This is a genomic window from Metabacillus rhizosphaerae (genome assembly GCF_037201795.1).
In the GTDB taxonomy this organism is placed as follows: Bacteria; Bacillota; Bacilli; order Bacillales; family Bacillaceae; genus Metabacillus; species Metabacillus rhizosphaerae.
Map to the genome: position 1 here is coordinate 5,277,873 of NZ_CP147403.1, position 24,981 is coordinate 5,302,853.

The following is a 24,981-nucleotide window of genomic DNA, read 5'->3' on the forward strand; positions in this document are numbered from 1 at the left end:
ATGATAGAATAGTTGATAACTAGTTTGATTTTTCTTCCATTTCTCAATTTATGATAAAGATTATGATTTTCGAATTGGAAAATAAAGTGTATAACTCTCATCTGTCACATCTACTAATGGAATAAATTTAAAGTTTATGGGCTGATTTTTCGTTTTATATGTTCCATCATTCCAAAAACTATGATGCCTTTCGTTATGAGGAGTTAAGAAAGTATCTGGTTTATTAGGATCTCCTACAATTTCCCTCTCCTCTTCAACTAGCCCTGCTAAAACAAGAGGTCCATCCATTAATGCCACCATATTTTGTGAACCTATCAGTGAAGACGTATAAAGTTGTTTTGGAAACTCGAGTGTTATTTGATCATTTTTCCAGATTTTTTTCAAATGGATAAAGGAAGATTGGATAAAATACTCTCCAACTTTCCCGTTAATTTTCACAGTTGGTTCCCCTTGCACCCACCAAGGAATACGAATTTTCACCTCAAATTCAGCCTGTGTATCACACTCAATATGAAGTATATGCCTATAGCAATCAGGACGATCATTCGGAATTTGTGGTACATGTACATATTGAATTTGCTCATATCCACTTTTATGAAATGTCTGAATAGGACCTGATCCATTCTGCGTACTACTTCTTAACTCCATTTTCACATTTGTTCCCTCATAACTAAAACTAGTTCGTGAAGGAATAAATTGGCTAATCGTTATTCCATTTAATTGCTTATAAAAGATACCTTGATCATAAGATGCTTGAGCTTGAACAAGTGTTCCGTGACAACACCAAAAATGCTTCGTTGGACTTCCCCATTTCTTCTTGCTTCCAGGTCCCATATCTAAAAAATATGAAATCATCCCCGTCTTCTTGTTCTGTTGCGACATGATTCCGTTATATAAATTCTTTTCCCAAAAATCAGCATACTTTACATCTCCAGTCCAGCGGTACAAAAATTGGGAGAGACGCATCATATTGTAAATAACACAATGTTCCTGGGCTAAGCCTAATCTTGCAGCAAGGTTTTGAGGGGGTGTCCATACTTCACCGCAAGAAACTCCACCAGTACAATATGTTCCTCTCTTCACCACTGCTTCCTCCCAAAAAGCCTCAACAATATTACGCCAGCGTTTTTCTCCAGTTACCTCCCAAGCACGAGCAGCTCCTAATATTTCTGCTACTTGCGTATTCGCATGTTTATTTGTAAGAACATCCTTATCTTCAAGAAGGGCATCAAAAAATCTTGGGCGATCATAACGTTTGATTAATTCTAGATGTTCAGGCTTACCAGTAAGATCATATAAATCTACCCATGCTTCAAGCATTCCTCCTGTTTCATAATCTAAAATCACATCCAAATTTTCTCTTGTAAAAGACTTAGTCCAATTGTAAAACCAATTTGAAAAACGGTCTGATATATGTAAGGCCTCTTCTATTCCCATCATGTTATACACATCATGTAATCCCATAAATATTTTATGGACAGTATAATGTGGCGCCCATACTTGTCGTCCTTCTAATATTCGCTCCATATAACTCTCTGGAATTGCCGCCACCCATTCTCCTCCGTTTGCTTGTTGACATCTTGCAAGCTCCTGAACGATAAACAAAGTTTTAGCTCTTAGCTCTTCATCACCTGTTTGCCCAAAAACACAAGCTGAAGCTGAGAGCCAATGCCCTAAAAAATGACCGCGAAGCTCACAAGTCGGAGACTCCCAACCCCAATGCCATGTTTCTGGTCCGTTTTCTTCATCGTCACTATCGAAAGAAGTACTAGCGCTTCCACTAAAACTCCATAATCCTGCCTGAAGATAAAAATTCCGTAATAAGTTTTCCGTTGATAAACTTTTAAGATATGAAGCATTTAGATTAAAACGGGCCATAAAAGGGCTATCTATTAACTTTATTGAACCATGTTGAAATTCTTTAAATTTTACTGTCATCATATATCACTCCAAAAGTCTATTCGTCATAATCTTTGATTTACCGATTTATTGAGCTGAAGAATTCTATTTTAATCTTCTATATCCAACAACTTCCAATAGTATTAGATAGTTTAAGTTCACATATTTTATTTAAATCTAGAAATCTATAATACAAAATATTTTTTTCGGAGGAAGATAATATGACTGATTAATTAAAATTAATGCTCATTGGCTCTCCATTGTAAACAACCTTTTGTTTAGAATATGTAGGAACGGATCTAACTTCTCCACCGTTAACAAGAGTAATCAACAATTCTCTAGAGCTCTTCATTCCTCGATAAGAGCCACGACGTTTTTCTATTACAAGTCGATTTTTATCATCTTCCCAGCGAATGTGTATGGTGGAAAATTCCCCCTTCTCATAGTTGTAATTGTCTCCTTCATCTTCGTACAGCATAAAACTTCCATCTTGCCCTTTATAAACTTTCAATTCTAAGGGTTCTGTTAACTCTTCGGAGCTGTATTGAATATTGGGACCAAAAGGTACAATAGATCCGGCACGTACATACAAAGGCATTGTTTCGAGCTCAGCAGGTGCCTCAATGTGTTGGCCACCAAACATCCGTTGGTCTGTCCAGAAATCATACCAATCTGTTCCAGAAGGTAAATATATATGGCGTTTTTTACTAGCATCTTCAATCTTAATTGATCCATTTTTGTAGTACATTGGGTCCGTCACAGGATTTACTAAGAAGGCTGGTCCAAACATATATTGGTCTTTAATGTTATAGGTTTTCAGATCATGCATAAAGTCAAATGCTAAGGTACGCATCATGGTATAATCCTGATGAGTTACCCAACCAGCGATCGAATAAATATAAGGTAATAAGCGATAACGTAGCTTAATAAATTTTACAATCGTGTCATAGAACACCGTTCCTGGCTCACCAAATCTCCACACTTCTCTAGGTGTATCTGTGCCATGGCTTCGGAACATAGGTAAAAATGTGCCATATTGCAACCATCTAACGTATAGCTCGCGGTATCCTAAGTCTTCACAGCCATCCTGATAATCTCCATTCCAAAACCACTGATCCTTTTTAGAAACAAAGAATGCTCCGATATCCAAAGTCCAGTAGGGATTCCCGGTCACGCAGAAATTTAATCCATCAGCGATCTGATTTCGCATTGTTTCCCAATTGGCAGCTGTATCTCCAGACCAAGTAATCGTCCCATACTTTTGCTGGCCTGCAAAAGCGGACCTTGTTAAGTTAACAACCCGCTTCGTTTCAGTTGTCTTCCGCTGTCCTTCATAGATACCCTTGGAATGAAGAAGTGAATATGCATTAATAAAACCAGGGTCCAAATATTTTTTTGATTCTTGCGTATTGATCCGAAGTCTTTCTTCTGGTTCAGGTTTTACTTCCCCTCCCCAATCTGCCTCGAAGGGTTCTGTACAATCACACCACCATGCATCGATGCCATGTGAAAACAATCCAGCATTTGCCTGTTTCCAATACAGATCACGCGCTTCTTCGCGAAATGCATCATACGTTGCTTGATTCCCAAGAAGATACCCTTTTTGCTTCATTTCCACATGATTAGGCCCATCGTTATTCATAATCGGCCAAATAGAAACCATAAGTTTCGCATTCAGCTCATGAATATCATCCATCATTTTTGTTGGATTGGGAAAACGTTCGGGATCAAAAGATTTTTGCCCCCAAAGTTCCCCAGTCCATGACATCCAATCAAGTACAATTGTATCAAGAGGGATTTGACGTTTTCTGTACTCTTTTATCGTCGAAATTAACTCCTCTTGTGATTTGTACCTCTCTTTTGACTGCACATAACCAAAAGCCCATTTAGGCAAAAGCGGTGCTTTTCCTGTGAGGTGGCGGTAACCTTTTACAATTTGATCAAAATTAGGCCCATGAATAAAATAAAAATCCATCTCACTATCTATATCTGTCCATATATATGAACCGTGAATATCATCATGGAATGTCATCAATGAATAGCTGTCTACAAGAATTCCGTACCCTTTAGTAGAGACAAAAACAGGTACCACTGCTTTCATGTTCTGCTGATACAAATATTGATGAGTGCCCCTTAAATTTAAAATACCTTCCTCGTGTGAACCTAGGCCATAGATCGCTTCATCATCTGACCATTCAAATTCGAGTTTGGTATGATAAGCTGTTCGATCAACGATGTGTTTTTCTGGAATAGCTTTAGCTCGAGCGCCATCAACATTTTTTGAATTCTGAATCTCCGTATTTTCATCAAAAACAGATTTTATCACTTCAACAGGGACAAGGGTTTTCCCACCACGATCTGGTTCCTTTGTTAAAACCTTACCTGACGAATCCGTATAAGTTAAAGCACATGTTTGTTTGTTGATTTCAATTTGTACATCGCTCGTTGAAAACTTGATACCATTGTCTGTCTCATTTACTGAAAATAGAACAGGTTCTTGTGCATTTGTTTCAACGATGAGGCTTTCTTTTATACCAATCTCTTTCTCTACTGTATAACGGATACGAATAATTGAATTCGTATAAGGAGTGATTTTTATCATTCCATTTGTACATTCAATTAACAAGTGATCTTCATGGCGCTTATACTGCACTACCTGCATGATACATACCTGCCTTCTATCGATTTTTTCAGTCACCCCATTAAAAGAGAAAACAATGCTAGATTCCAGAAATGACAACCTTTGCTCACTTTATTGTTCTTAATAAGTTATTTTTATCTACACACTCTCTTTTATGAAGGAAGAAAATTCCCACTCGTACTTTTGGATTCTTAAACAAAATGTAAATTCTAGCGAATTAACATTGTTTCCGCTTCCATTACTACCTTAAAACAACCTAGTGTTTAATACGTAGAGTATAAATACCATCTCTTTCCGTAGGAAAACAAATCATTCCGTCTTCTTCAAGTAGCTTATTAACAGGTTTATCATTTTTATCAGTTAGCTTATATGGCCCAGTCCAGTTTATTTTGCAATCATTTCCACTTAAAGAATGAATGACAGCCGTTTCTATTGAACCATTTTCCCAATATAAATCTAATTCAAATCCACCTCGCGCTTTTATTCCCTTTACAAACCCTTTATCCCACTTTTCAGGGATGGCAGGAAGGAACTGAAGTGATCCAGTATGACTTTGTATGAGCATTTCAGCAATTCCTGCTGTACCTCCAAAATTCCCGTCAATTTGAAAAGGCGGATGATTATCCAAAAGGTTTGGAAGGGTCGAGTGCTTCAGCATTTCTAAAATATTTGAATAAGCAAGTTCCCCGTCCCAAAGTCTTGCCCACATATTGATAATCCAAGCCCGACTCCATCCTGTATGCCCCCCACCATTCGCAAGTCTTCTTTCTAAAGTAGTTTTCGCTGCCTTGGCAAGATCTGGAGTTTCCGTTACACTGATTTGCTTCCCTGGGTGGAGAGCAAATAAATGTGATATATGTCGATGACCTGGTTCTGCCTCTTCATAATCCTCCATCCATTCTTGGATTTGCCCATATTTACCTATTTTCGTTTCTGGTAAACGCTTTAAAACCTCAGCCAATTGTTCTCTAAATAGTACGTCCTTCCCTAGGATTTCACTTGCATCAATGCATGCAAGAAAGAGTTCTTTCAGGATCTGGCTGTCCATTGATGGTCCAATACACAATGTCCCTTTTTGACCATTTGGAAGAATATAGGTGTTTTCTGGTGAAACAGATGGACTTGTAACCAGATATCCCTCTTCCGTTTCTACTAAAAAGTCTAAAAAGAATTCAGCAGACTCTTTCATTGTCTCATAGCTTTTATCAAGAAAATCTTTATCAAAAGTAAATTGATAATGTTCCCATAAATGAAGGCAAAGCCATGCCGCGCCCGTTTGCCAGTAGGTTGACGGAGGGTAAATGTCCTGTGGAGCCGTATCCCCCCAAATATCCGTATTATGATGTGCTACAAATCCTCTGCAACCATACATGACCTCTGCTGTATGTCTACCATTTACCCGCATTCGTTCAATTAAATCAAATAATGGCTCATGACATTCTGATAGATTACACACTTCAGCAGGCCAATAGTTCATTTGTGCATTAATATTAATGGTATATTTACTATCCCAAGGTGGTCTCATTTTGTCGTTCCAAATTCCCTGCAAGTTTGCTGGAAGCGTGCCAGGTCGACTACTTGATATGAGTAAATATCGACCAAATTGAAAATACAACTCTATCAGCTTATGATCTTCTAAACCATTTTTGACTCGGTTGATCCTTTCATCTATCGGCAATTGGAGTAATTCTTCATTTAATTCATCATTTAAACAAATTTCCATTCGTTTATAATAGGCCGAATAATCCTCTATATGACGTTTCTTCAATTGTTCATAAGATTTAATCGCTGCTTGATCAATCTTTTTAAAGCATTCTTCTTCTGGATCAGCATGACGAAAGGTCGTTTCAGCTGCTAAAAATAATACGACTGTATCAGCCTCACTTACAATTAGGTGCTCTCCAATAGTATCTACCGTTCCTCCCTCTACAAAGGCAGATAACACAACAGAAAAATCAGATCCACCGTTCCCACCACAATTCCCTTTCATGACTAGACTATTATTTCTTTTTGAAGATAAACTCTCAATATATCTATTCTGTTCTCTTGAAAGTCTAGCAGTAAATGAAATCGATCCTTTTTCACTTGATGTAACACGAATTACTGTAACTTGATCTGGATAGCTGGAGAATATTTCTCTTTTAAAGCTGGTTTGATTCAAAGAATAGTCAACCGATAACATCGCTTTTTCTAAATCAAGCTTCCTTGTGTATTCTTCAACCCCTTCATGCCCAAAATTAAGAAACAAATCACCAAGGGTCATATAATGCCTTTGTGTTTCAGGTGTTCCCGATAAAGCATAGGTTGCTAGTTTTTCAGCTTCACTTAATCTTCCTTCCTTAAGTAACGCTCTAATTTTGGGTAGGTTTTCCAATGCATCTGGATTATTTCTATCTCTGAATCCCCCATACCAGATTGATTCTTCATTTAACTGAATTTGTTCTACTGAAGTTTTGCCAAATATCATTGCACCTAATCGCCCATTCCCAATAGGCAATGCCTCATTCCAATTCTTTGCAGGCTTATTAAATAAAATCATATTATGTTTCAAAACTGATTTCCCCCTAATTATTTTATTGAATAAAATCGAGAACAGTTTTCACCTAATATCTGACTCTCGTAACCAGAAGCGAATTGTTTAACATAATCTAGTACAATTCCCATAACCGATTCATAGGATTCACTAACTGTGCATACTGGCCAATCAGATCCTATCATGACTCTTTCCGGTCCAAATGCATTAAATACGATATCTAGATAGGCTTTAAAATCCTCTTTTCTCCAATTCTTCCAATCTGCCTCTGTCACCATTCCAGATACTTTCACATAAACATTTTTGTATTCTGCAAGTTTTGTAAGATTTTCCTTCCAAAATGAAATCTCTTTATTTTTTATATCTGGTTTGCCTATATGATCTAAAACAAATAACTGTTCCGGAAATTTTTCAATAAGCTGGAGAGCATAAGGAATATGCTTTGGAAAAAGTAAGAGATCATACGTTAAGTTAAAATCGTTTAGCACACTGATGCCTCGTTGAAATTCTTCGCTTAGCATAAATTGATCATCGGCTTCATCGTGGATCACATGACGAACGCCTTTTAAAAAGGGATTGTTAGCAAATTGCTTTAGTTGTTTTGTTACATCAGGTGAACATAGGTCAACCCATCCTACAACTCCCTTGATAAAATCATATTTTTGGGCTAATTCTAAAAGCCACCTTGTCTCATCTAAGCTTTGTCTAGCTTGAACAACGATAGACCCATCAAAATGAATAGATTTTAAAAGAACCTTCAAATCTTCTGGTGAAAAGTCCCTTTTTAATTCAGACATATCATCATTTATCCAGGCGAATTCCTTTTCGTTATAAAGCCAAAAATGTTGATGTGCGTCAATTTTCATCATTCAAAAGATCCCTCCCTTTTACTTATTATTCATATTCAATTACTGCCTTTATTACTTTTGCCTCCGGAGCTAGCAAATACTCGAATTCTTTCGCTATTCCATTAAATGAACAACGATGTGTAATTAAGTCCTCTAAGACAATACTTGATGATTTTACAGCTTCTATTACTTCTCGAAAATCTTCCTTCGTCGCATTCCGACTTCCCATTAATGTCAGCTCTTTTTTATGAAAATCTGGGTCATGAAAGATGATGTCACCCTTTGCCAATCCAACAAACACTATTGATCCTCCATGTGCTGCGTATTGAAATGCTTGATTCATAGATTGGATGTTTCCTGTTGCATCAAATACAATACTTGGTAGGTCACCATTTGTAATGTCTTGAATTTTTTGGAGTGGATCATTTTTTACGCAAACCGTTTCATCAACTTTCGCCCAGTTCTGGCAAAAAGCAAGCCTTTCTTCATTTATATCCATTGCGATGACACGAGCTCCTCTATATTTAGCAAAAGCCATAACTCCAAGACCTATTGGTCCAGCACCGATGACTAAGACATTGTCACCTTCCTTTAAAAATGAACGCCTGACAGCATGGGCGCCGATCGACATTGGCTCTAACATTGCAGCTTCATCAAGTGAAATTCCATCTATCTTTATCAAGTGAGACACCGGTACAGATAATGTTTCACACATTCCTCCATCTATATGTACACCGATAACATTTAGATCTGTACAGCAGTTCGTTTTCCCTGCTACACATGCAATACATTTACCGCAATACATATATGGAATAATCGCAACATGATCACCCTTTTTTAGACCACTATCATTTTTTTCAACTTCTTCAATGATCCCTGATAATTCATGACCTAAAATCCGAGGATAAGTAAAAAATGGCTGATTTCCTTTATATGCATGGATATCAGTCCCACATATCCCAATCCGCTTAATAGTTACCAACGCCTCTCCTCTTTTTAAAGTAGGCTTTGCCATTTCTATCATTTTTAGGTCGTTCGGATTTTCACAAACAATAGCTTTCATTTTATATCCTCCTATAATCGACTGTAAAAATTATTACCAATACTCGCTTCTTCCACTAGACCATGTTTTATTGTGGATCGGTTCTAGTATAGCTAGAACTTCTTTTAGAAACTCTAAATCAATCGGTTTATTTGCCCACTCGATATTCTTTTTAACATTCTCCACACTTGCTGTACTCACTAAAGTTGTTGGTACTTTTTCATTCGCTACTGAGTATTGAATAGCAAGCTTTGAAATGTCTTCGCCATGTTGTTTACAAAAATGAGCTGCTTTGCTACATGCATCTTTTATTTCTTGTGATGCTGGATGCCATTCCGGCACCAATCGATTGCTAAGTAGTCCCATCGATAGTGGGGAAGCGTTCATCAAGCCGACTTGATTTTTTTCCAAAAGAGGGAGCATATTCAACAAAGAATTATCATTCAATGAGTAATGACAATAGGAAAGGATGACATCAAGATCAGTTTTGTTAAGTACTTTTTCAAATATGGATAATGGTAAACCCGAAACTCCAAAAAATCGAATTTTCCCTTCTTTTTTTAGTAGTTTGAGGGCAGGGATTGACTCCTCTATGATTTGTTCATAAGAAGCAAATTCGATGTCATGCAAAAGCAAAATATCTAAATAATCCGTCGATAACCTTTTTAAGCTTTCTTCTACACTTGTAATAATTCTATTCTTTGAAAAATCAAATTCATGCTCTCCATATCTTCCCGCTTTCGTGGAAAGAATGAACTTCTCTCTCGGAATATCTTTCAACGCTTTTCCAAGTACAGTTTCAGCCTTCGTTAAGCCATAATAGGGTGAAACATCAATTAAATTCATTCCACATTCAACCGCTGTATGAACTGTTTTTATTCCCTCTTCCTCATCAATATTTCTAAACACAGAACCTAAAGATGAAGCACCATAACTAAGAACGGGAACGTTTAGCCCTGTTTTTCCAAGTTTTCTATATTTCATATGCCCCTCCAGAAAAAAATTTTTTACATTTTTGTTTAAGGTTGCGACTATAAAAATTAACGCATAACTGATAGAACCGATGAAGAGACCTTCATCGGTTCTTTTATTCAATTGTTCAACTGATCATAGCTGAACTTTTTTATAAACTAGAATTGTCATATGCTTCTTGCATAATTTCTAAATAACGTTTAAGGTTTAACTGGTCAAACCCTTTAACATACGCATCCCATTCTTTATCCAAGTCTTTTGTACCTGTAATAAATTGTAGGGAATTCTGCTCAATATAGTCCACAATATTTGTCTCAATCATTGCTGCTTCATCTGCAACAGCTGGGTCAATCCAAATTGCCCAATGTGGGAAAACCTCAGAAGGTTCTTTTCCTTCATATAAATGCGTTGCTTCCTGTAATCTGCGCTCATACCCTTCTGCTGTATAAATATCAGTCGCTTGGACTAATCCATCTCTAAATTCTCCGGAATGATAATATTGTGATTGTGCCCCCCAATTATCGTTACGTGGTTTTTCATCTTCTTTTAAAGGTATTAGTGCTAAATTAGGTTCTACCCCTTCTTCAATTGCGATTTCTCCTTCTTTAGGTTCCCTCCAGCTTACATCTTTTTCACCATGATGACTGAGAATTCGTCCTTCGTCTGTAAACATATAGTCTACTAACTTAATAGCAGCAATCTGAGCTTCTTCACTTGCTTTATTTGTTAAAACAAATGCTCCTCCAGGAGTACTCGGGAAGTTATATGTTGCATATTCAGTATTTGGTCCTTTAAGTGGAGCCAATGCATCGTAATCTATATCATATTCGAAATTTGTTACAAACACTCCTGGGTGCATCCCGGTAGACGCTCCTAAAATTTGAGCTTCTGCATTATTACCTAATTTTTGATGTGCCTCCATATTTTGTGAAAAGGCACCTTTATCAATTAATCCTTCTTTATATAAGGACTTTATATAGGCTAAGCCTTCCTTCCATTCATCTTTATTTGCTACTAAATCGACCTTCCCATTTTCTAAGGTCAATCTTGACCTCGAATCATCATAAATAAAACCGTTCATTAAATATGGAATAATAGATGATTCAATAAGAGCAGGCGAGCCACTTAATGGAACTTCATCTTGTTTTCCATTTCCATTTGGATCTTGTGTCTTAAATGCTGTTAATACATTTTTAAATTCTTCTGTTGTTTTCGGCATTTCTAGCTTTAATTTTTCTAGCCAATCTTTATTAATCCATAGTTTATTTCCATACGAACAATGAAAACATTCATTTAAATGTGGCAATCCATAAATATTTCCGTCAGGAGCCGTTACCATTGATGCATAATAAGGATGATTTTCTATCACCTCTTTTATATTTGGAGCATACTTATCTATTAAATCATTTAATGGAAGTACTACACCTTGTTTACCATATCGTAATAAGTCTGTTTGAGAAAACTGATCTACCCAAGGAACTAAGAAAAAGGCATCAGGGTAATCACCACTTGCGAGCGCTATATTTCTTACTTCACTTGCAGAAGTTGCATCATAAGTTGTTACTTGCCATTCTAAATCGATATTAAACTTCTCCTCAACCAGTTTCGTGAAATAGTTTGTTTCTAAATTTGTATCAGCATTTTGTGGACCAAAAACCTTTATCTTAAGTGGACCATCTTGTTGAGACACTTCTGTTTTTTCATTTGAACTACAACCAACTAAAGTAAAACTTAGAATAAGCAATAATGATAAAAAATAAAGCATCGCCTTTTTCAATGTAACCTTCCCCTTTTCATTAAATTGAATGACAATATCAAAATCTGACTACATATATTTACTCCACATCCCCCCTTTCAACATTAACAACTAAGATGCATTAGCCTTTAACTGAACCAATCATCATACCTTTAACAAAGTGACGCTGAACAAATGGATAAATGAGCATAACAGGTAAACTCGCAGCAACGATTAAGGCATATTTCATTAAATCAGCTAGCTGCTGTCTTTCCATCATTTCAGATGCATCCATTCCACCTGTGCCTGTATTCAAAATAATAATATTTCTAAGTACCAATTGAAGTGGATGTAGATCTGGATTCTTTAAATATATCAAGGCATCAAAGTATGCGTTCCACTGACCTACTGCATACATTAAAACAAGGACTGCTATAATTGGCTTTGCTAATGGGAGGACAACTGACCAAAGGAAACGAAAATCACTACATCCATCCATTTCACTTGCTTCTACTAATTCATCTGGTATTGAAGTCTGAAAAAATGTACGTGCAATAATAACTTGCCAAACAGCAATTGCATTAGGAATCATGAGCGCCCATCTCGTATCCACCATTCCTAACGATTGCACTACAAGATAAGTAGGAATTAAGCCACCATAAAATAACATTGTGAATACGATAAAAAACATTAAAAAATTCCGACCAAAGAATGTTTTTCTTGAGAGTGGATAGGCAATCAACACAGTCAATGTCACACTAATTAACGTACCGAAAGAAGTATAAAATAGAGAATTTAAATAACCAGTTATGATCTGTGAATTACTAAAGATTACTTCATACCCTTTAAAAGACAGGTCTACTGGAAATAACCATACCTTACCAGATGAAACTGCTTCAGGACTGCTTATTGATGCACTGACAATATAAATTAGTGGATAAAGAACAACCACCAATAAGATCGTTAGAAATAAATAAACACCTGTTAGAAAAAAACGATCAGCAATCGATTCTTTTATTTTGTTTTTATGACTAAACATTGCTTTACTCCCCCTTATTACCACAAGCCATTTTTGGAAATTTTCTTCGAGGTTGCATTTACAGCAACAAGTAAAACTAGATTAATAATTGAATTGAACAAACCAACTGCAGTTGCAAAGCTAAAGTTAGCATTTAGCAAACCAATTTTATATACATAAGTCGAAATAACCTCAGAAGTAGCAAGATTAAGTGGATTTTGTAATAAAAAGACTTTTTCAAATCCTAGTGCCATGATGTTCCCCACACTGAGAATGAGAATAATAGTTGCTACAGGCATGATACTCGGAATATCAATATAAAAGATTTTTTGAAGTCGCGTAGCTCCGTCAACCTTTGCCGCTTCATATTGTGATGGATCGACACCAGATAGCGCAGCCAAATAAATGATAGCTGAATAACCTGCATGCTGCCATACGTCTGACCATACATAGATGTCCCTAAACATCCCTGGCAGACCAAGAAAATCAATCGATTCAAGCCCAAGGGTTCCAAACAATTGATTTACAATTCCAAGCCTAGGAGAGAACATTAATGTTAACATTGAAACAATAATAACAGTCGAAATAAAATATGGTGCATATGTGACCAATTGTACCGTCTTTTTAAACATGCCATTGCGAATTTCATTTAAACATAGAGCCAAGATTATAGGAATAGGAAATCCCACTGCTAACGCATACAAACTAAGGAAGAAAGTATTCTTAATAAGAATCCAAAATTGTGGATTGTTAAAAAACATCTCAAAATGCTTAAATCCAACCCATTCACTTCCCCAAATTCCTTTCACCACACTATAATCCTTAAAAGCAATTACGGAATTGAACATCGGAATATACTTAAAAATAAGAAAATATAGAACCGGAGGAATAACCAGCAGATAAAGTTGCCAATGTCTCTTTAATGACTTTTTGGCATTTCCTAAGATCTTTGACTTAACCTGTATTCCATTCAATTTAGGTGAAGTCTTATTTGCTACCTCGACTTTCAACTCAACCACTCCTATCTTTTTTGTAAACGCTACCAAAACAAAAAACTAATAAGTTGATTAGAATGTAACATGTGTTTAATCCTCTTCATAGGTACAATTGCAAATGTTTAGGACAATTAACGATAGAGATAATCTACATGCTTAACAAAAGCCCCTATTTTGAATACTTCAACCATGCATAAGAAGATTCAGAATAGAAGGCTTTCCTTGCCTTTAATCAAAAATGTTTAGATCCTAAAAATCGCATATCCAATGTTCAAATTTTTTTCATTTCCTAAGCTATAAACACACACATAGAATATAAAAAAAAAAGCTAATAATACATTTAGCCGTCAAGGTACATTTGAATTTGATCAGTACATTTTGCATGTACTAACTTGTCTTTAAAGTGGAGGTGGAATATATAAGCACAACCACCTTAAACATTTCTACAAACATAAGACAAATGGAAATTGAGAATCTATTGCCTACCATTCCAATTTTTCTTAAGACCTAGAGGGGCTAGAAACTGGAGCTGGAATCGACGTTAAGCTTTATTCCACTCGTCCTGTAAATGCGGATCAGTACGTTAATTCAAATTTTCCACTTAAAAATTATACGCTTAACAACAAAAAAACAAATAGAGAATCTCTATTTGTTTTTTAGAAGAATATGAACTTACTTACTTACTTACTTATTTCTTTTGGACTATTTCCATTTTGCTGATTAGCTGCTTGTCTATATACTTTTGGTGTTACATGTAAAACCCTCTTAAAAGCTCTACGGAATGAATGGGCAGAATTATAGCCCACTTCAATCGATATCTCTTCAATTGTCATATCGGTCTTAAGAAGTAACTCAGAAGCTTTTTTGATGCGAACTTTTTCAATATAATCTGAAACATATTCACCTAATTGCTCTTTAAAAAGCTGTGAAACAAATTTTTCAGGAAGACCTATCTTTTCTGAGATTCTGTATAAAGATAAGTCTGGGTCATGATAATTTTGTTCCAAAAACTCAATAATTAATTTTACTGCCTGGTCATTTGATTCTTTTTTCCTTTTATTAATCATACTACAGAATTCATCAGCCGTAGATTCAAATACTTTCCAAACATGTTCTATTCCAAGATTTAAATGAACTTGTAAAATTTTATTTACCAAGTTTATTGATTTTTCAGAACTTTGATAATTAGAAGAGTAACATGCCTTAATAAGCGTAGATTTTATTTCTTCAAGTAATTGCTCCACAATTTTTGGGGATAATTCTCTTTCACAAAAATTCTCCTGAAAGATTTCTGTCATTATTTGTTTTACATCATATATTTCTCCCATTTTCATTGCATTTATCAGTCGAAGCTCAATATCAATTGGATAATAAAACATACTTGTTTCTCTAGCTATATCTTGAAACCAAAGTATCTCGTTCATTTCAGAAAAGGTATAATCTAATGCCTGTCTTGCTTCGTAATAAGAACGGCTTATTTCCTTAAAATTCTGAAAGGATTTTCCTACAAAAGATGATATTGAGATACGATAAGAATTCGCTACTGATAAACTGAGTTCATTTAGAAGATGTTTTAATTCATCAGGTGCAGTTACTTTATTTTCACTATTAACAGTAAAAATAATAACAATCTTATCTAAATTTAAATCAGTCACAATGGTCGAGGTTTCTAATTCTTTGAGAGTTCGTTTAATAAGGAAACGTGATGCACTCAATTCATTATGAATCTCTTTATTCTCCATATCACCATAACCATTTATTTTTAAAATACATACAAATCCATACTCACCTCTATAGTTTACATTTAATTGATCTGCCCTATCGTTAATCCCTTCTTGATAATAAAATTCTCCATTTAATAAACTCTTTATAAAGGAATCCTTTAATATATCTTTATGATTCGTTATTTCTCCCCTTAAGAGCTTATTATTAGATATTAGCTTCGAAATATTGCCATGTAAAAAGTCATATTCATTTTTATGTTTGGAGGCATCCGGACCAATTTGCTCTCTAACCACATCTATTAAGTTATGAATTGGTGTACTATCGCGGTAAGCAAGAAGCAAGCAAAGCAACATTCCAATTATCAGAGTGCTAAGTGTAACAACCAATGTTATTTGTTTGATAACCTCCGCTTTTTCCATTAGTCCTTCTTTAGGTATCCCTGCAACATAATTCCATCCATTGAGATCAGACTGTATAGATAATAGCATCGTATCATCTTCTATTATTTTGTTAATTGAATCTGTATCTTTTGTATAATTGCTGACAATTTCTTTGGCCTGACTTTCATTAATACCCATTATTGTAATTGGATTTCCTTCTTTATCAGCAATAAAGGCCCAGCCTCCATACTGCTTAGATATCCCTTCTAATAGTAAATGAATTTTCCTCTGATCAATCGTCAAAACTGCTGTACCCAATGGTTGATTATAGCTATTGAAGGGAAGAGATTGAAGATATGTAATAACAGAAAGCTCCTTATTTTCACTCGTATATGAGCGAAGTGGGAGTATTTCTCCTTGATAATCCCCCTGTAAAATTGTTTTTTTCCATTGTTCAAAGGAGAGATCATTATAATGGTAAGTTTCATAGAAATGATTAATTCTAAAAAAAACTGCACCATCGTTTAATACAACATCATAATTTTTTAAATAGATATAAAAATCCTCTAAAAAATCGTTCGAATGAGCATATGTTGAAATAAAACGTGAGGTTTCTCTTAAGCTATAAATATCAATCGGATTAGATTCTGTTCTTACCGTTAAATGTTGATTAAAATCTTCTAAAGCAATCTGTCTAGTAAATCTTTCAACTTCCATTAGCCTGCTTTCTAAGATTTCCTTACTCTTGTTTAAAATCAACTTGCTCGTATCGATAGAGCTTTTCTTTGCAACATCTATTGACACTTGGTACGTTATAAAACCGGTAATGAGTGGAAATAAAAGAATGATAACATAAGATAGTAAGAATCTTCTAAATATTTTTGATGTTTTAGTTTTTAAGTACAAAGAATTCCCTCCTCTCAAAAAAGATAACGCTTTCATATTTTTGTATGTTTATAAAGTGATCAATTTCATAGTCTATACAGTGAAAAGCTGTACCTCTTCCATTTTAGCACGTTTTTCAATATAAAAAAAAAAAAAATTAATGGCTATTTTTTATGCTAAGGCAAAGTATATCGTTTAATAGGAGGAACGGGGATGAAGTTAACATTCATATTGGAATGCTATTATGGTAAAGGAATTTGATGGAAAAAGGGGAGAATTCTTGGGGTTCCGAGAGCTGAAGTTTGGGCTTCTAATCGGGCGGATATTTAAGATTTTTAACATCTTGCACCTCTTCTATCAATCTTTCAACGATGTGTTTTGGAGTAGGTAAATCTGGCAAATAACTGAAATGTTACGGGGCTGTCACAAAGAGTCAGAACTTTTTGCAACAATCCCGCTTTCTACTATCTATCTCTACTCTCTTTACTCCTTTAAAATAAAACCAGCTCTGTTCATTTCCTCAAGCACATCCTCGACCTCTTCTGAAGAATGGCCAATCACTAGACCAATCATCTTTGTTACCTGATCCTCACCTGGAAAAGATCTGGGATCTAATATGCTTAATGGAATAAACTGACACTTATCTACGAATTTTTCTGCCATTGGAATGGCACTATCAAAGTTGTTGTTCCAATCAAAATTGCAAAGTCGCACTAACTTTTTGCCAAATCTTTTATGAATATCGTTATATAGCAAGAGCCCGCATGTCGATGCATTAAAACGGACATTTAAATCAATAAAATAGTAATGCCCATTATATAATAGAACATCAAAGCCGGCTACACCGACGTATCCCTTTTCGGCTATATTTTTCATGACTTTATAGCCGGTTTTAATGATATCAGCTATGTTTTCGTCATAATCAGTTGTAATCCAGCTACCGCAGAAGCTGCCATCATCCGTGACGAGTTGCTCTGATTTGCCAATAAACTCAATTTCACCCTTTTTGTTGGCTATATAATGAATCGAAATATTTTGCTCGTAAGGAATATGCTCCTCGACGATAATTGATGACAAATCACCAAAGCTTTCATCAATTTCTTCTAGCTGCTTTTCCTCATTTATAAGCAAGACTCCATACCCTCCGGAGGTCGGACGACCATCACCTGTTTTTAAGACAATTGGCAGTTGCGGTTTTTCCTCCAAAATTTGCTTCAAGCTCATCATTCTTCGCTTCGGTATATGTTCAGAAGGAACAAGTTCAGGTATATTTCTCTTATCACAAAGATAGGCTAACACTCTAGGGTCAACCCTATACAGCTCAGCTGAAACCTTATCTTCAGGATGTGGGTATTGAAAAATCATCTTTTTATTTTGTTTAGATAGAAGCTTAAGCACATTAATATATTCTTCTTCATTTCGATACGTATAAAGCTCTGGCGGCAATTGAAGCCCTGATTTTTCCAGCAATCTTAATGCCGATTTTGTAGCACATGCAGCATGACATACAACCGGTGTGTTTCCAACCACACTTAGTTCTCTCCCTGTTAGAGCAGTTAAGCTTAATAAATCTCCTGAATAATGCTGATAATCTTCAGCATATAATTTGGGGTTATAGATGATACCTTCTCCGTAAATGTCTTGAATCGAATAAGCTGGACGGAAATTCATTTGGTGACCTTGCTTAAATGATACCTTTTTTGCTGCTTCTCCCATATGAAACCCTCCTGTATTCTTGTTTTAGTAGAATAGTTTTTCTATTAACTAGCTTTCAAAACTTTCATTTCAGCATTCTAACTTTCTCTTATCTTTCTTTTCTCTTTTTATTCACCAAAAGAAAAACCCTTAAACCTACTTTATTATTATTTTTTATAAGTGGTCTTTTGAACTAGTTACGATTTAACATTCTTTGAACATGCAAATTAGTATTGTTAAAAAATAAAAGGAGCTGTTTAGTCCAAGGAAATATTAATCCTTGAAACAGCCCTTTTTAGAAAACTATCCACTTAATTTTTCAATCGTTTTTGCAAGTAGTGCTGTAAATTTAGGGAACGTTTTTAAGTCTGTATACTCGTCTTTTTCACTATGAGAAAATTCTCCCATAGGCCCCATTCCGTCTACAGTTGGAATACCTTCAATTGCCGTAAAGGAGGCATCAGATCCGCCGCCTGAGCTTACCTCACGGATCGATATATCAATTTCCGCAGCTACTTCTTGAATAACATTAATTAGCTGCTCTGTCTCGTTTGTTTTCTGCATAGGTGGTCGACTAATATCACCCTTTAATTTGGTACTGGTTCCTGAAACATGCTCCTTCTGAGAGATTTCAGTTATCTTCCTGACAATCTCTGCCGCCTGTTGTTCATTCTTATAACGCACATCAATTTCAGCTTTTGCAGCAGAAGGGATCGTATTTGTAGAGGTTCCGCCATGAACATATCCTACGTTTACAGATATTCCTTCCTCATAGTCGTTCAACTCTTGAAGCTTAAGAATTTTATAGGAGATTTCCTCAATCGCACTTCTTCCCCGTTCAGGCTCTACTCCGGCATGAGCACTCTTCCCCTTCACAACAAGCGTGAAATGACCAACCCCTTTTCTCTCTGTCACAATCCCTCCATTTGGGCGGGAGCATTCTACTACTATTGAATACTGTTTGTTTTCAGCAACCTGTTTAATCAACGGCTTTGAGGCAGGTGATCCGATTTCTTCGTCACTGTTAAAAATAATATGCACATTTTTGTATGCGTCAGATCCCGCTTCTTTTAATGCCTTTAATGCGTATAATACCTGAACATGACTCGCTTTTTCATCATTAACACCAGGACCAAAGGCTTTATTTCCGATCACATTAAACGGACGTTTTTTAGCTTCCCCCTTAGGAAAAACAGTGTCCATATGTGCAATGATCATAATTTTCGGATCACTGTCACTTAAAGCTTTTATTTCCAAATGGTTACCTAGCTTTTGTTCAGGATGGACCTTAACTTCCATTCCTATCTCCTCAAATTTCTCTATTAAAATTTCTCCTACAGCATCTACGCCTTCTTTATTGTATGTTCCGCTGTCTGTATTCACGAGAATCTCCAAAAGCTCAATGATTTCATGTTTTTTAGATTCCAAATACGTTTCGATCATTTTACTCTCCTTACTTTTACTAGTTTGTAGATTCATTACCCGTCATATTCTGCGAAATAAACATTTTCTAGTCCAATCTCTTAAACAAAAAAAGGAATAATAGATGCATTTGCGATCTATTATTCCTTTTTTGTCTAAAAAACTATTTATCTCGTCTTGGATTGTTACGAGAATTCGTTGGGTTGTTCAGATCCTTCAGGTTTCTATCTTGAAATAAATTTGTATCACTCGTTTTTATGTTCGGTTGTTCCCTACGTTCCTTCCATTCTTTTGGATCAGGGCTATGAATGGTCGTTTGCTCCATTTTATTGCTTAATTTGTTTAATGTTCTACCAGCCGCTTCTCTTCCACCTAATCCGAAGGCTAAACCAAATGCAAGTGTGAATCCGCCCAGGATTAAGATGAATGCAGCATTCACAATTGTACTTGCTACCCCTAATTGATTAAGGGCCATAAAGAAAGCTAATGTAATGATGGTATATTTAGCGATATTACCAAGTAACTTACCTTCTGTTTCTTGTCTCACCATGCTTTTAACAACACGTTTGACAAGATCACCCGCATAAAATCCAATTCCAAGAATTAGAATAGCTGTTAACACCATTGGAATATAAGCTAATACAACCGTTAAGATAGAAACTAAGCTTTCAAGATTAACAAGCTGTAAGGCTTCGATTGTAAATAACAGAACGACTACAATCTGTGCTGCCAAACCGACAAGCTCAGAAATGGTTAACGTTTGATTGCTCTTTTGTAGTGACCCTAATCCCATTTTAGAAAGGATGCTGTTAAACCCAACTCGCTCTAACAATGAAGTGATTGCTGTTTTGATCCACTTTCCGACCCATAAACCTGCGGCAACAAGCAGAATCGCTACAATAATGTTCGGAATCATGTCCATGATTTGGCCAAGCATTCCAACCGCTGGTTCTGAAATACCATCAATATCTAATGTTTCAAGCGCCGAGATGACAACCGGGATTAAAATAAATACATAAACAATTGTCCCAATCAGCTGAGAAATCGAATTTTTATCAAGTGCCTTCTCAGCACCTAATTTAGCTGCTAGACGATCTGTTCCAATACTTCGCAGGAAGTTCACGAGAATTTCCTTTACTATCTTCGCTACTAACCATCCAATAAATAGAATGACCGCAGCACCTATAATATTTGGAATAAAGGCAAAGAACCCATTCAACATGCCTTCAAGAGGCTCTGAAATTGCCTCAATTCCTAGAGCTGCAAGGACAGCCGGCAAGAAAAGAAGCAGTGTTAAATAAAAGACTGCTTTAGACGCAGAGAGTACTGCATGATTAGCTTGATTGCTGTCACCTGTTAGCTTCCATCGTGATAAAAAGCCTAGAAAACGTTGATTTCCCCCCGCCTTCTTAACTAAAAACGACAATCCTGATGCAATCAACCAAGCAACAACAGCAATAAGGGCCGCTTTTAATAAATTTGGTATCCCAGCGACAATGACGCCTAGTGCTTGTGAGATCGGCTGCGCAACATATGGCAGGCTAAGCATGTTTAAAAATACAACAAATGCTACAGCCATTATGATCCAAAAAACGATCTTACTAATAATACTTTCAGATGAATAGTTAAAGGACTTAGATGTACCTCGGTCTCTATCAGAATCTGGTCTCATCCACCGTGCCATTTTATTATCAAAGTCTGTACGATGCAAAGCAGCTTTTATCGCCTTTGCAATAAGTGATGCAACAATCCATCCTATCAAAAGGACGAGAAGCGCAAGCACTAAATCTGGTAATCTACCTAAATAACCCATCCAGGAATCTCTTACTCCGTTGTAATCCATCATATACTGCCTCCTTTAAAAACTCCGATTAAGTGTTGTAATTGTTTCATAGTTCACATTCCCAAAGAACAGGGTAGTTAAACAGCAAATATCTTTTGTTTAGAGTAACTAGGATTTAGATTATAAAAAAATTTAATAGGGTTTGAAGCGCATAAAACAATCTACCTCAAGGACTTGGAAAATAAATCGGTAAGTGCAAAAAGATGGTCATTATATCCAGTTTTATTTGGAAATCATATTCCATTTAATGGCCTAATTGATGAAAAATTTGTACTAATTCCTAAGCAAGCTGTCGATCTTTCTGGTAGTTTGATCATTAGTTCAAACACAACATAAAAACGTCTCAAATCCTTCCATACCTTGGATTTAAAACGTTTCATTTACATTGGATTGAATTATACAATTTTTACAGGTAATTAATTCCATAGTAAATTATCGTAAAAGAATTGTTTTGGTATAATCTGTAAAACCAAGTATATGTCTTCAACGATTTTAACACCGACCAATAATGTTGTCATTGCTAAAATCATCATTTTCTTTATGCCTGTTACCTCTATTAAAGCAGCCATAAAAGGACCAGATATTCCGTATAGAAAAAGACTTATCGCAAAAGCAAATGAGATTGTTGAGCGCTCCCAGCCAAATTCGGCTTCAAAAGGAACGATGAAGACTCCTGATGATGACCGTATAATACCTGCTATTAGAATGGATAAAAAAGCAACTAATAAAATAAACCAACTATAATGAAAACGCCTCAAGCCTTCACCCCACTATCATGAATATATAAAAAAAATTATTAAAACTTTCGAATTAAATCTTAATATTTAATTCAGCTACTGAATATAGAACTGCACTTCCAGCCATCTTGACTCGTGTATCTTCATGTTTACAATAAAGAGTTCCGCCTCTGCTAGATAGTTGTCTTGCAACTAATTTCTGTTTTTCTAATCTTTTTGCCCAAAAAGGAATTAGGCTACAATGCAAGGAACCTGTTACTGGATCTTCGTTTACTTTTAACTTAGGGAAAAACGCCCTTGAAACAAAATCGAATTCACTGCCTCTGGCTGTCACACAAACACCCAATCCTTCTGGTAATCTTTCTAATTGGGCAAAGTCAGGACTTACGTTTTTCACATCTTCCTCGGAATCTAGTACAAAAACAAGATCTCTATTTAAGTATGTCTCTTTTGGCACGATCCCTAAAGAACTAATCATTTCATCAGTAACAGAAATTTCTTCTGAAGGAACAGAAGGGAAATCCAGTTCATACAAGTCATCTTGTTTAGTTACAGTTAACTCTCCACTAATTGTATTAAACTTGACGGTTTCCAATTGCTTTTCATAATAATTTAGAATGATAAATGCCGTTGCTAACGTGGCGTGCCCACAAAGGTTAATTTCTCCTCCAGGTGTAAACCATCTCAGTCCATAATGTGCTCCTTCATTTACTGCAAAAGCTGTTTCCGATAGGTTATTTTCAATCGCTATTTTTTGCATGAGTTCATCTGAAATCCAATCATTCATGATACATACTCCTGCTGGATTCCCTTCAAAAACCTTTTCTGCAAAAGCATCGACTACAAAATATTTCATCTCATTTTCCTCCAGTGTTATAATGTGTTTAATAATTTACTGATAGTTTACATCCGTTTGTGTATAACACTCAACACCTATGTATAACACTTAAAGGAGATTAACCCATGCACATTGAAATTCAACGTAATGCTGACATTTCATTATCGAAGCAAATATATCATTCCATTCTCGATCATATCCGTTCAGATCTCTTAGAAGAAGATTTACAATTACCTTCTGTACGCGAGCTCTCAAAACAGCTTGGAGTAAGTTTAGTTACTGTAGTAAAGGCCTATCAAAAACTAGAACATGATGGTTTTATTACATCTATTCAAGGAAAAGGAACGTTTATAAGAAAGACAAAAATCGAAGAGGCAGAAAAAAAAGAAGGAACACTTTTATACGATTGGCAGCTTTCCGTTCAAGATTATTTACCTAGGTCTCAATTTGCTCGTTTTCATCAAGTCCCTGAAAAGATTCATCTTTCATCTAATATGATTGATCCTGGACTTCTACCCAATCGATATTTAGTGCAAGAGATTCATAGGATGTTTTCTGAAGACCCAAAAGTTCTCTCACAGTATGGAGAGATCCAAGGCGATAAAGCGCTTAGACAGGCAATGGTTGAGTATTTACAAAGGATGGACGTGCCAACTTCCCCTGATAATATTTTAGTTACAAGTGGTTCACAACAAGGAATAGACTTAGTTGCTCGTACATTCGTTGGACCAGGTGATGTGGTAGTCATGGAAGCTCCGACTTATCCAGGGGCTATTGATGTGTTTCGCGGGAGAGGTGCAACAATCCTTACCGTACCTGTTGACAGTGATGGGATGCGAATAGAATTGCTTCAGAATTTGTGTGATAAATATAAACCAAAAATAATTTATACTGTCCCTACGTTTCACAATCCAACAGGTACTGTAATGTCCTTAAAACGCCGCAGACAAATTCTCGAATTAGCTAGAAGTATCCAGTGTTTAGTAATTGAGGATGATCCATGTAGTGAAATTTATTTTGAAAAAAAACCTCCCGCGTCAATGAAAAGTCTGGACCAAGACGGTCATGTCATTTACTTGAAAGGTTTAAGCAAAATTTTAGCGCCAGGTTGTAGAATTGGTATATTAGCTGCTTCTGGTTCTATATTCAAACGTCTATTAGCTGCAAAGGCTAACACCGACTTAGGCAGTCCTTTACTTACACAAAAAGCCATCATTCCATTTATTACTTCAAAAAGAATGATGGATCATCTAAAAAAATTAAGAACAGCTCTAAAGATAAGGCGCGATCTTGTTCTAGAGATTCTGTCACAACAATCACCTGAAGAGGTATCTTGGTTTATTCCAAAGGGGGGATTAAATGTTTGGCTCACTCTTCCTTCTTGGATTAACACTGATCACCTCTTAATAGAAGCTAAAAAAGAACAAATCACTTTTTTACCTGGGTCAGCTTGTTACCCTACAGAGCAAGAAAATCATCATTTACGATTAAGCTTTTCTTATATGAATGAACAACAATTAACACAAGGCGTGACAACAATTTGTAACCTCCTTCAATCCGCAATTGCGTTAAAAATAAATCAGGATAGCTCACCACATTTTTGATTAAAGTTCAATATTATTTGATATGGAGCTAAAAAATAAAACCCCATTTTCTATTAAATGGGGTTCAGTATTTCTCATCAAGTGTATTGCTGTGTTTATTTAATAAACTGGCCCATCTGTGAAAAATAGAGTCTGATTCAAATCATATTTGGACTGTGTTAAAAATTGA

Annotated in this window: 16 protein-coding genes; 1 reads left to right on the plus strand and 15 read right to left on the minus strand. The window is 35.8% G+C overall.

The window, feature by feature from the left end; translation table 11 throughout:
- Positions 1-60: 60 nt before the first annotated feature.
- The 15 genes from WCV66_RS25025 to WCV66_RS25095 form a co-directional block, all read right to left on the minus strand.
- Positions 61-1,938 (minus strand): beta-L-arabinofuranosidase domain-containing protein, encoded by a 1,878-nt coding sequence (locus WCV66_RS25025; RefSeq protein WP_338787302.1) that lies wholly within the window; start codon positions 1,936-1,938, stop codon positions 61-63.
- 190 nt (positions 1,939-2,128) lie between these two features.
- Positions 2,129-4,561 carry a TIM-barrel domain-containing protein gene (locus WCV66_RS25030; protein WP_338787303.1) on the minus strand — a complete coding sequence of 811 codons (2,433 nt, stop codon included), beginning with the start codon at positions 4,559-4,561 and terminating at the stop codon, positions 2,129-2,131.
- A 235-nt stretch (positions 4,562-4,796) separates the two neighbouring features.
- Positions 4,797-7,079, minus strand: a complete 2,283-nt coding sequence (locus tag WCV66_RS25035) for a glycosyl hydrolase family 95 catalytic domain-containing protein (RefSeq protein WP_413789697.1) — start codon at positions 7,077-7,079, stop codon at positions 4,797-4,799.
- Positions 7,080-7,108: 29 nt separating this feature from the next.
- Positions 7,109-7,942: an amidohydrolase family protein gene (locus tag WCV66_RS25040; protein WP_338787305.1), complete on the minus strand. Its 834-nt coding sequence runs from the start codon at positions 7,940-7,942 to the stop codon at positions 7,109-7,111.
- A 25-nt stretch (positions 7,943-7,967) separates the two neighbouring features.
- Positions 7,968-8,984, minus strand: a complete 1,017-nt coding sequence (locus tag WCV66_RS25045; RefSeq protein ID WP_338787306.1) for a zinc-binding alcohol dehydrogenase family protein — start codon at positions 8,982-8,984, stop codon at positions 7,968-7,970.
- Between the two features lie 33 nt (positions 8,985-9,017).
- Entirely contained in the window at positions 9,018-9,947 is a 930-nt protein-coding gene (locus WCV66_RS25050; RefSeq protein WP_338787307.1) for an aldo/keto reductase, read from the minus strand.
- Positions 9,948-10,086: 139 nt separating this feature from the next.
- On the minus strand, positions 10,087-11,712 hold the full coding sequence (locus WCV66_RS25055) for an ABC transporter substrate-binding protein (RefSeq protein ID WP_413789617.1): 1,626 nt from the start codon (positions 11,710-11,712) through the stop codon (positions 10,087-10,089).
- Positions 11,713-11,812: 100 nt separating this feature from the next.
- On the minus strand, positions 11,813-12,709 hold the full coding sequence (locus tag WCV66_RS25060; protein WP_066323849.1) for a carbohydrate ABC transporter permease: 897 nt from the start codon (positions 12,707-12,709) through the stop codon (positions 11,813-11,815).
- 17 nt (positions 12,710-12,726) lie between these two features.
- Positions 12,727-13,662, minus strand: coding sequence for an ABC transporter permease (locus tag WCV66_RS25065; RefSeq protein WP_413789698.1), 936 nt, complete (start codon positions 13,660-13,662; stop codon positions 12,727-12,729).
- Positions 13,663-14,363: 701 nt separating this feature from the next.
- The gene (locus WCV66_RS25070; RefSeq protein WP_338787308.1) at positions 14,364-16,694 is read right to left on the minus strand and encodes a helix-turn-helix domain-containing protein; all 2,331 of its coding nucleotides are present in this window, start codon (positions 16,692-16,694) and stop codon (positions 14,364-14,366) included.
- 462 nt (positions 16,695-17,156) lie between these two features.
- Positions 17,157-18,389 carry an ATP-grasp domain-containing protein gene (locus tag WCV66_RS25075; RefSeq protein WP_338787309.1) on the minus strand — a complete coding sequence of 411 codons (1,233 nt, stop codon included), beginning with the start codon at positions 18,387-18,389 and terminating at the stop codon, positions 17,157-17,159.
- A gap of 282 nt (positions 18,390-18,671) precedes the next feature.
- On the minus strand, positions 18,672-19,811 hold the full coding sequence (locus WCV66_RS25080; protein ID WP_338787310.1) for a M20 family metallopeptidase: 1,140 nt from the start codon (positions 19,809-19,811) through the stop codon (positions 18,672-18,674).
- A 142-nt stretch (positions 19,812-19,953) separates the two neighbouring features.
- Complete coding sequence (locus WCV66_RS25085; protein ID WP_338787311.1) at positions 19,954-21,636, minus strand: mechanosensitive ion channel; 1,683 nt, start codon at positions 21,634-21,636, stop codon at positions 19,954-19,956.
- A 413-nt stretch (positions 21,637-22,049) separates the two neighbouring features.
- Entirely contained in the window at positions 22,050-22,391 is a 342-nt protein-coding gene (locus tag WCV66_RS25090) for a hypothetical protein (RefSeq protein ID WP_338787312.1), read from the minus strand.
- A 52-nt stretch (positions 22,392-22,443) separates the two neighbouring features.
- Positions 22,444-23,226: a PhzF family phenazine biosynthesis protein gene (locus tag WCV66_RS25095; RefSeq protein ID WP_338787313.1), complete on the minus strand. Its 783-nt coding sequence runs from the start codon at positions 23,224-23,226 to the stop codon at positions 22,444-22,446.
- Positions 23,227-23,333: 107 nt separating this feature from the next.
- On the opposite strand from WCV66_RS25095, the gene WCV66_RS25100 reads away from it, so the two are divergent.
- On the plus strand, positions 23,334-24,812 hold the full coding sequence (locus WCV66_RS25100; protein ID WP_338787314.1) for a PLP-dependent aminotransferase family protein: 1,479 nt from the start codon (positions 23,334-23,336) through the stop codon (positions 24,810-24,812).
- The last annotated feature ends 169 nt before the right edge of the window (positions 24,813-24,981 follow it).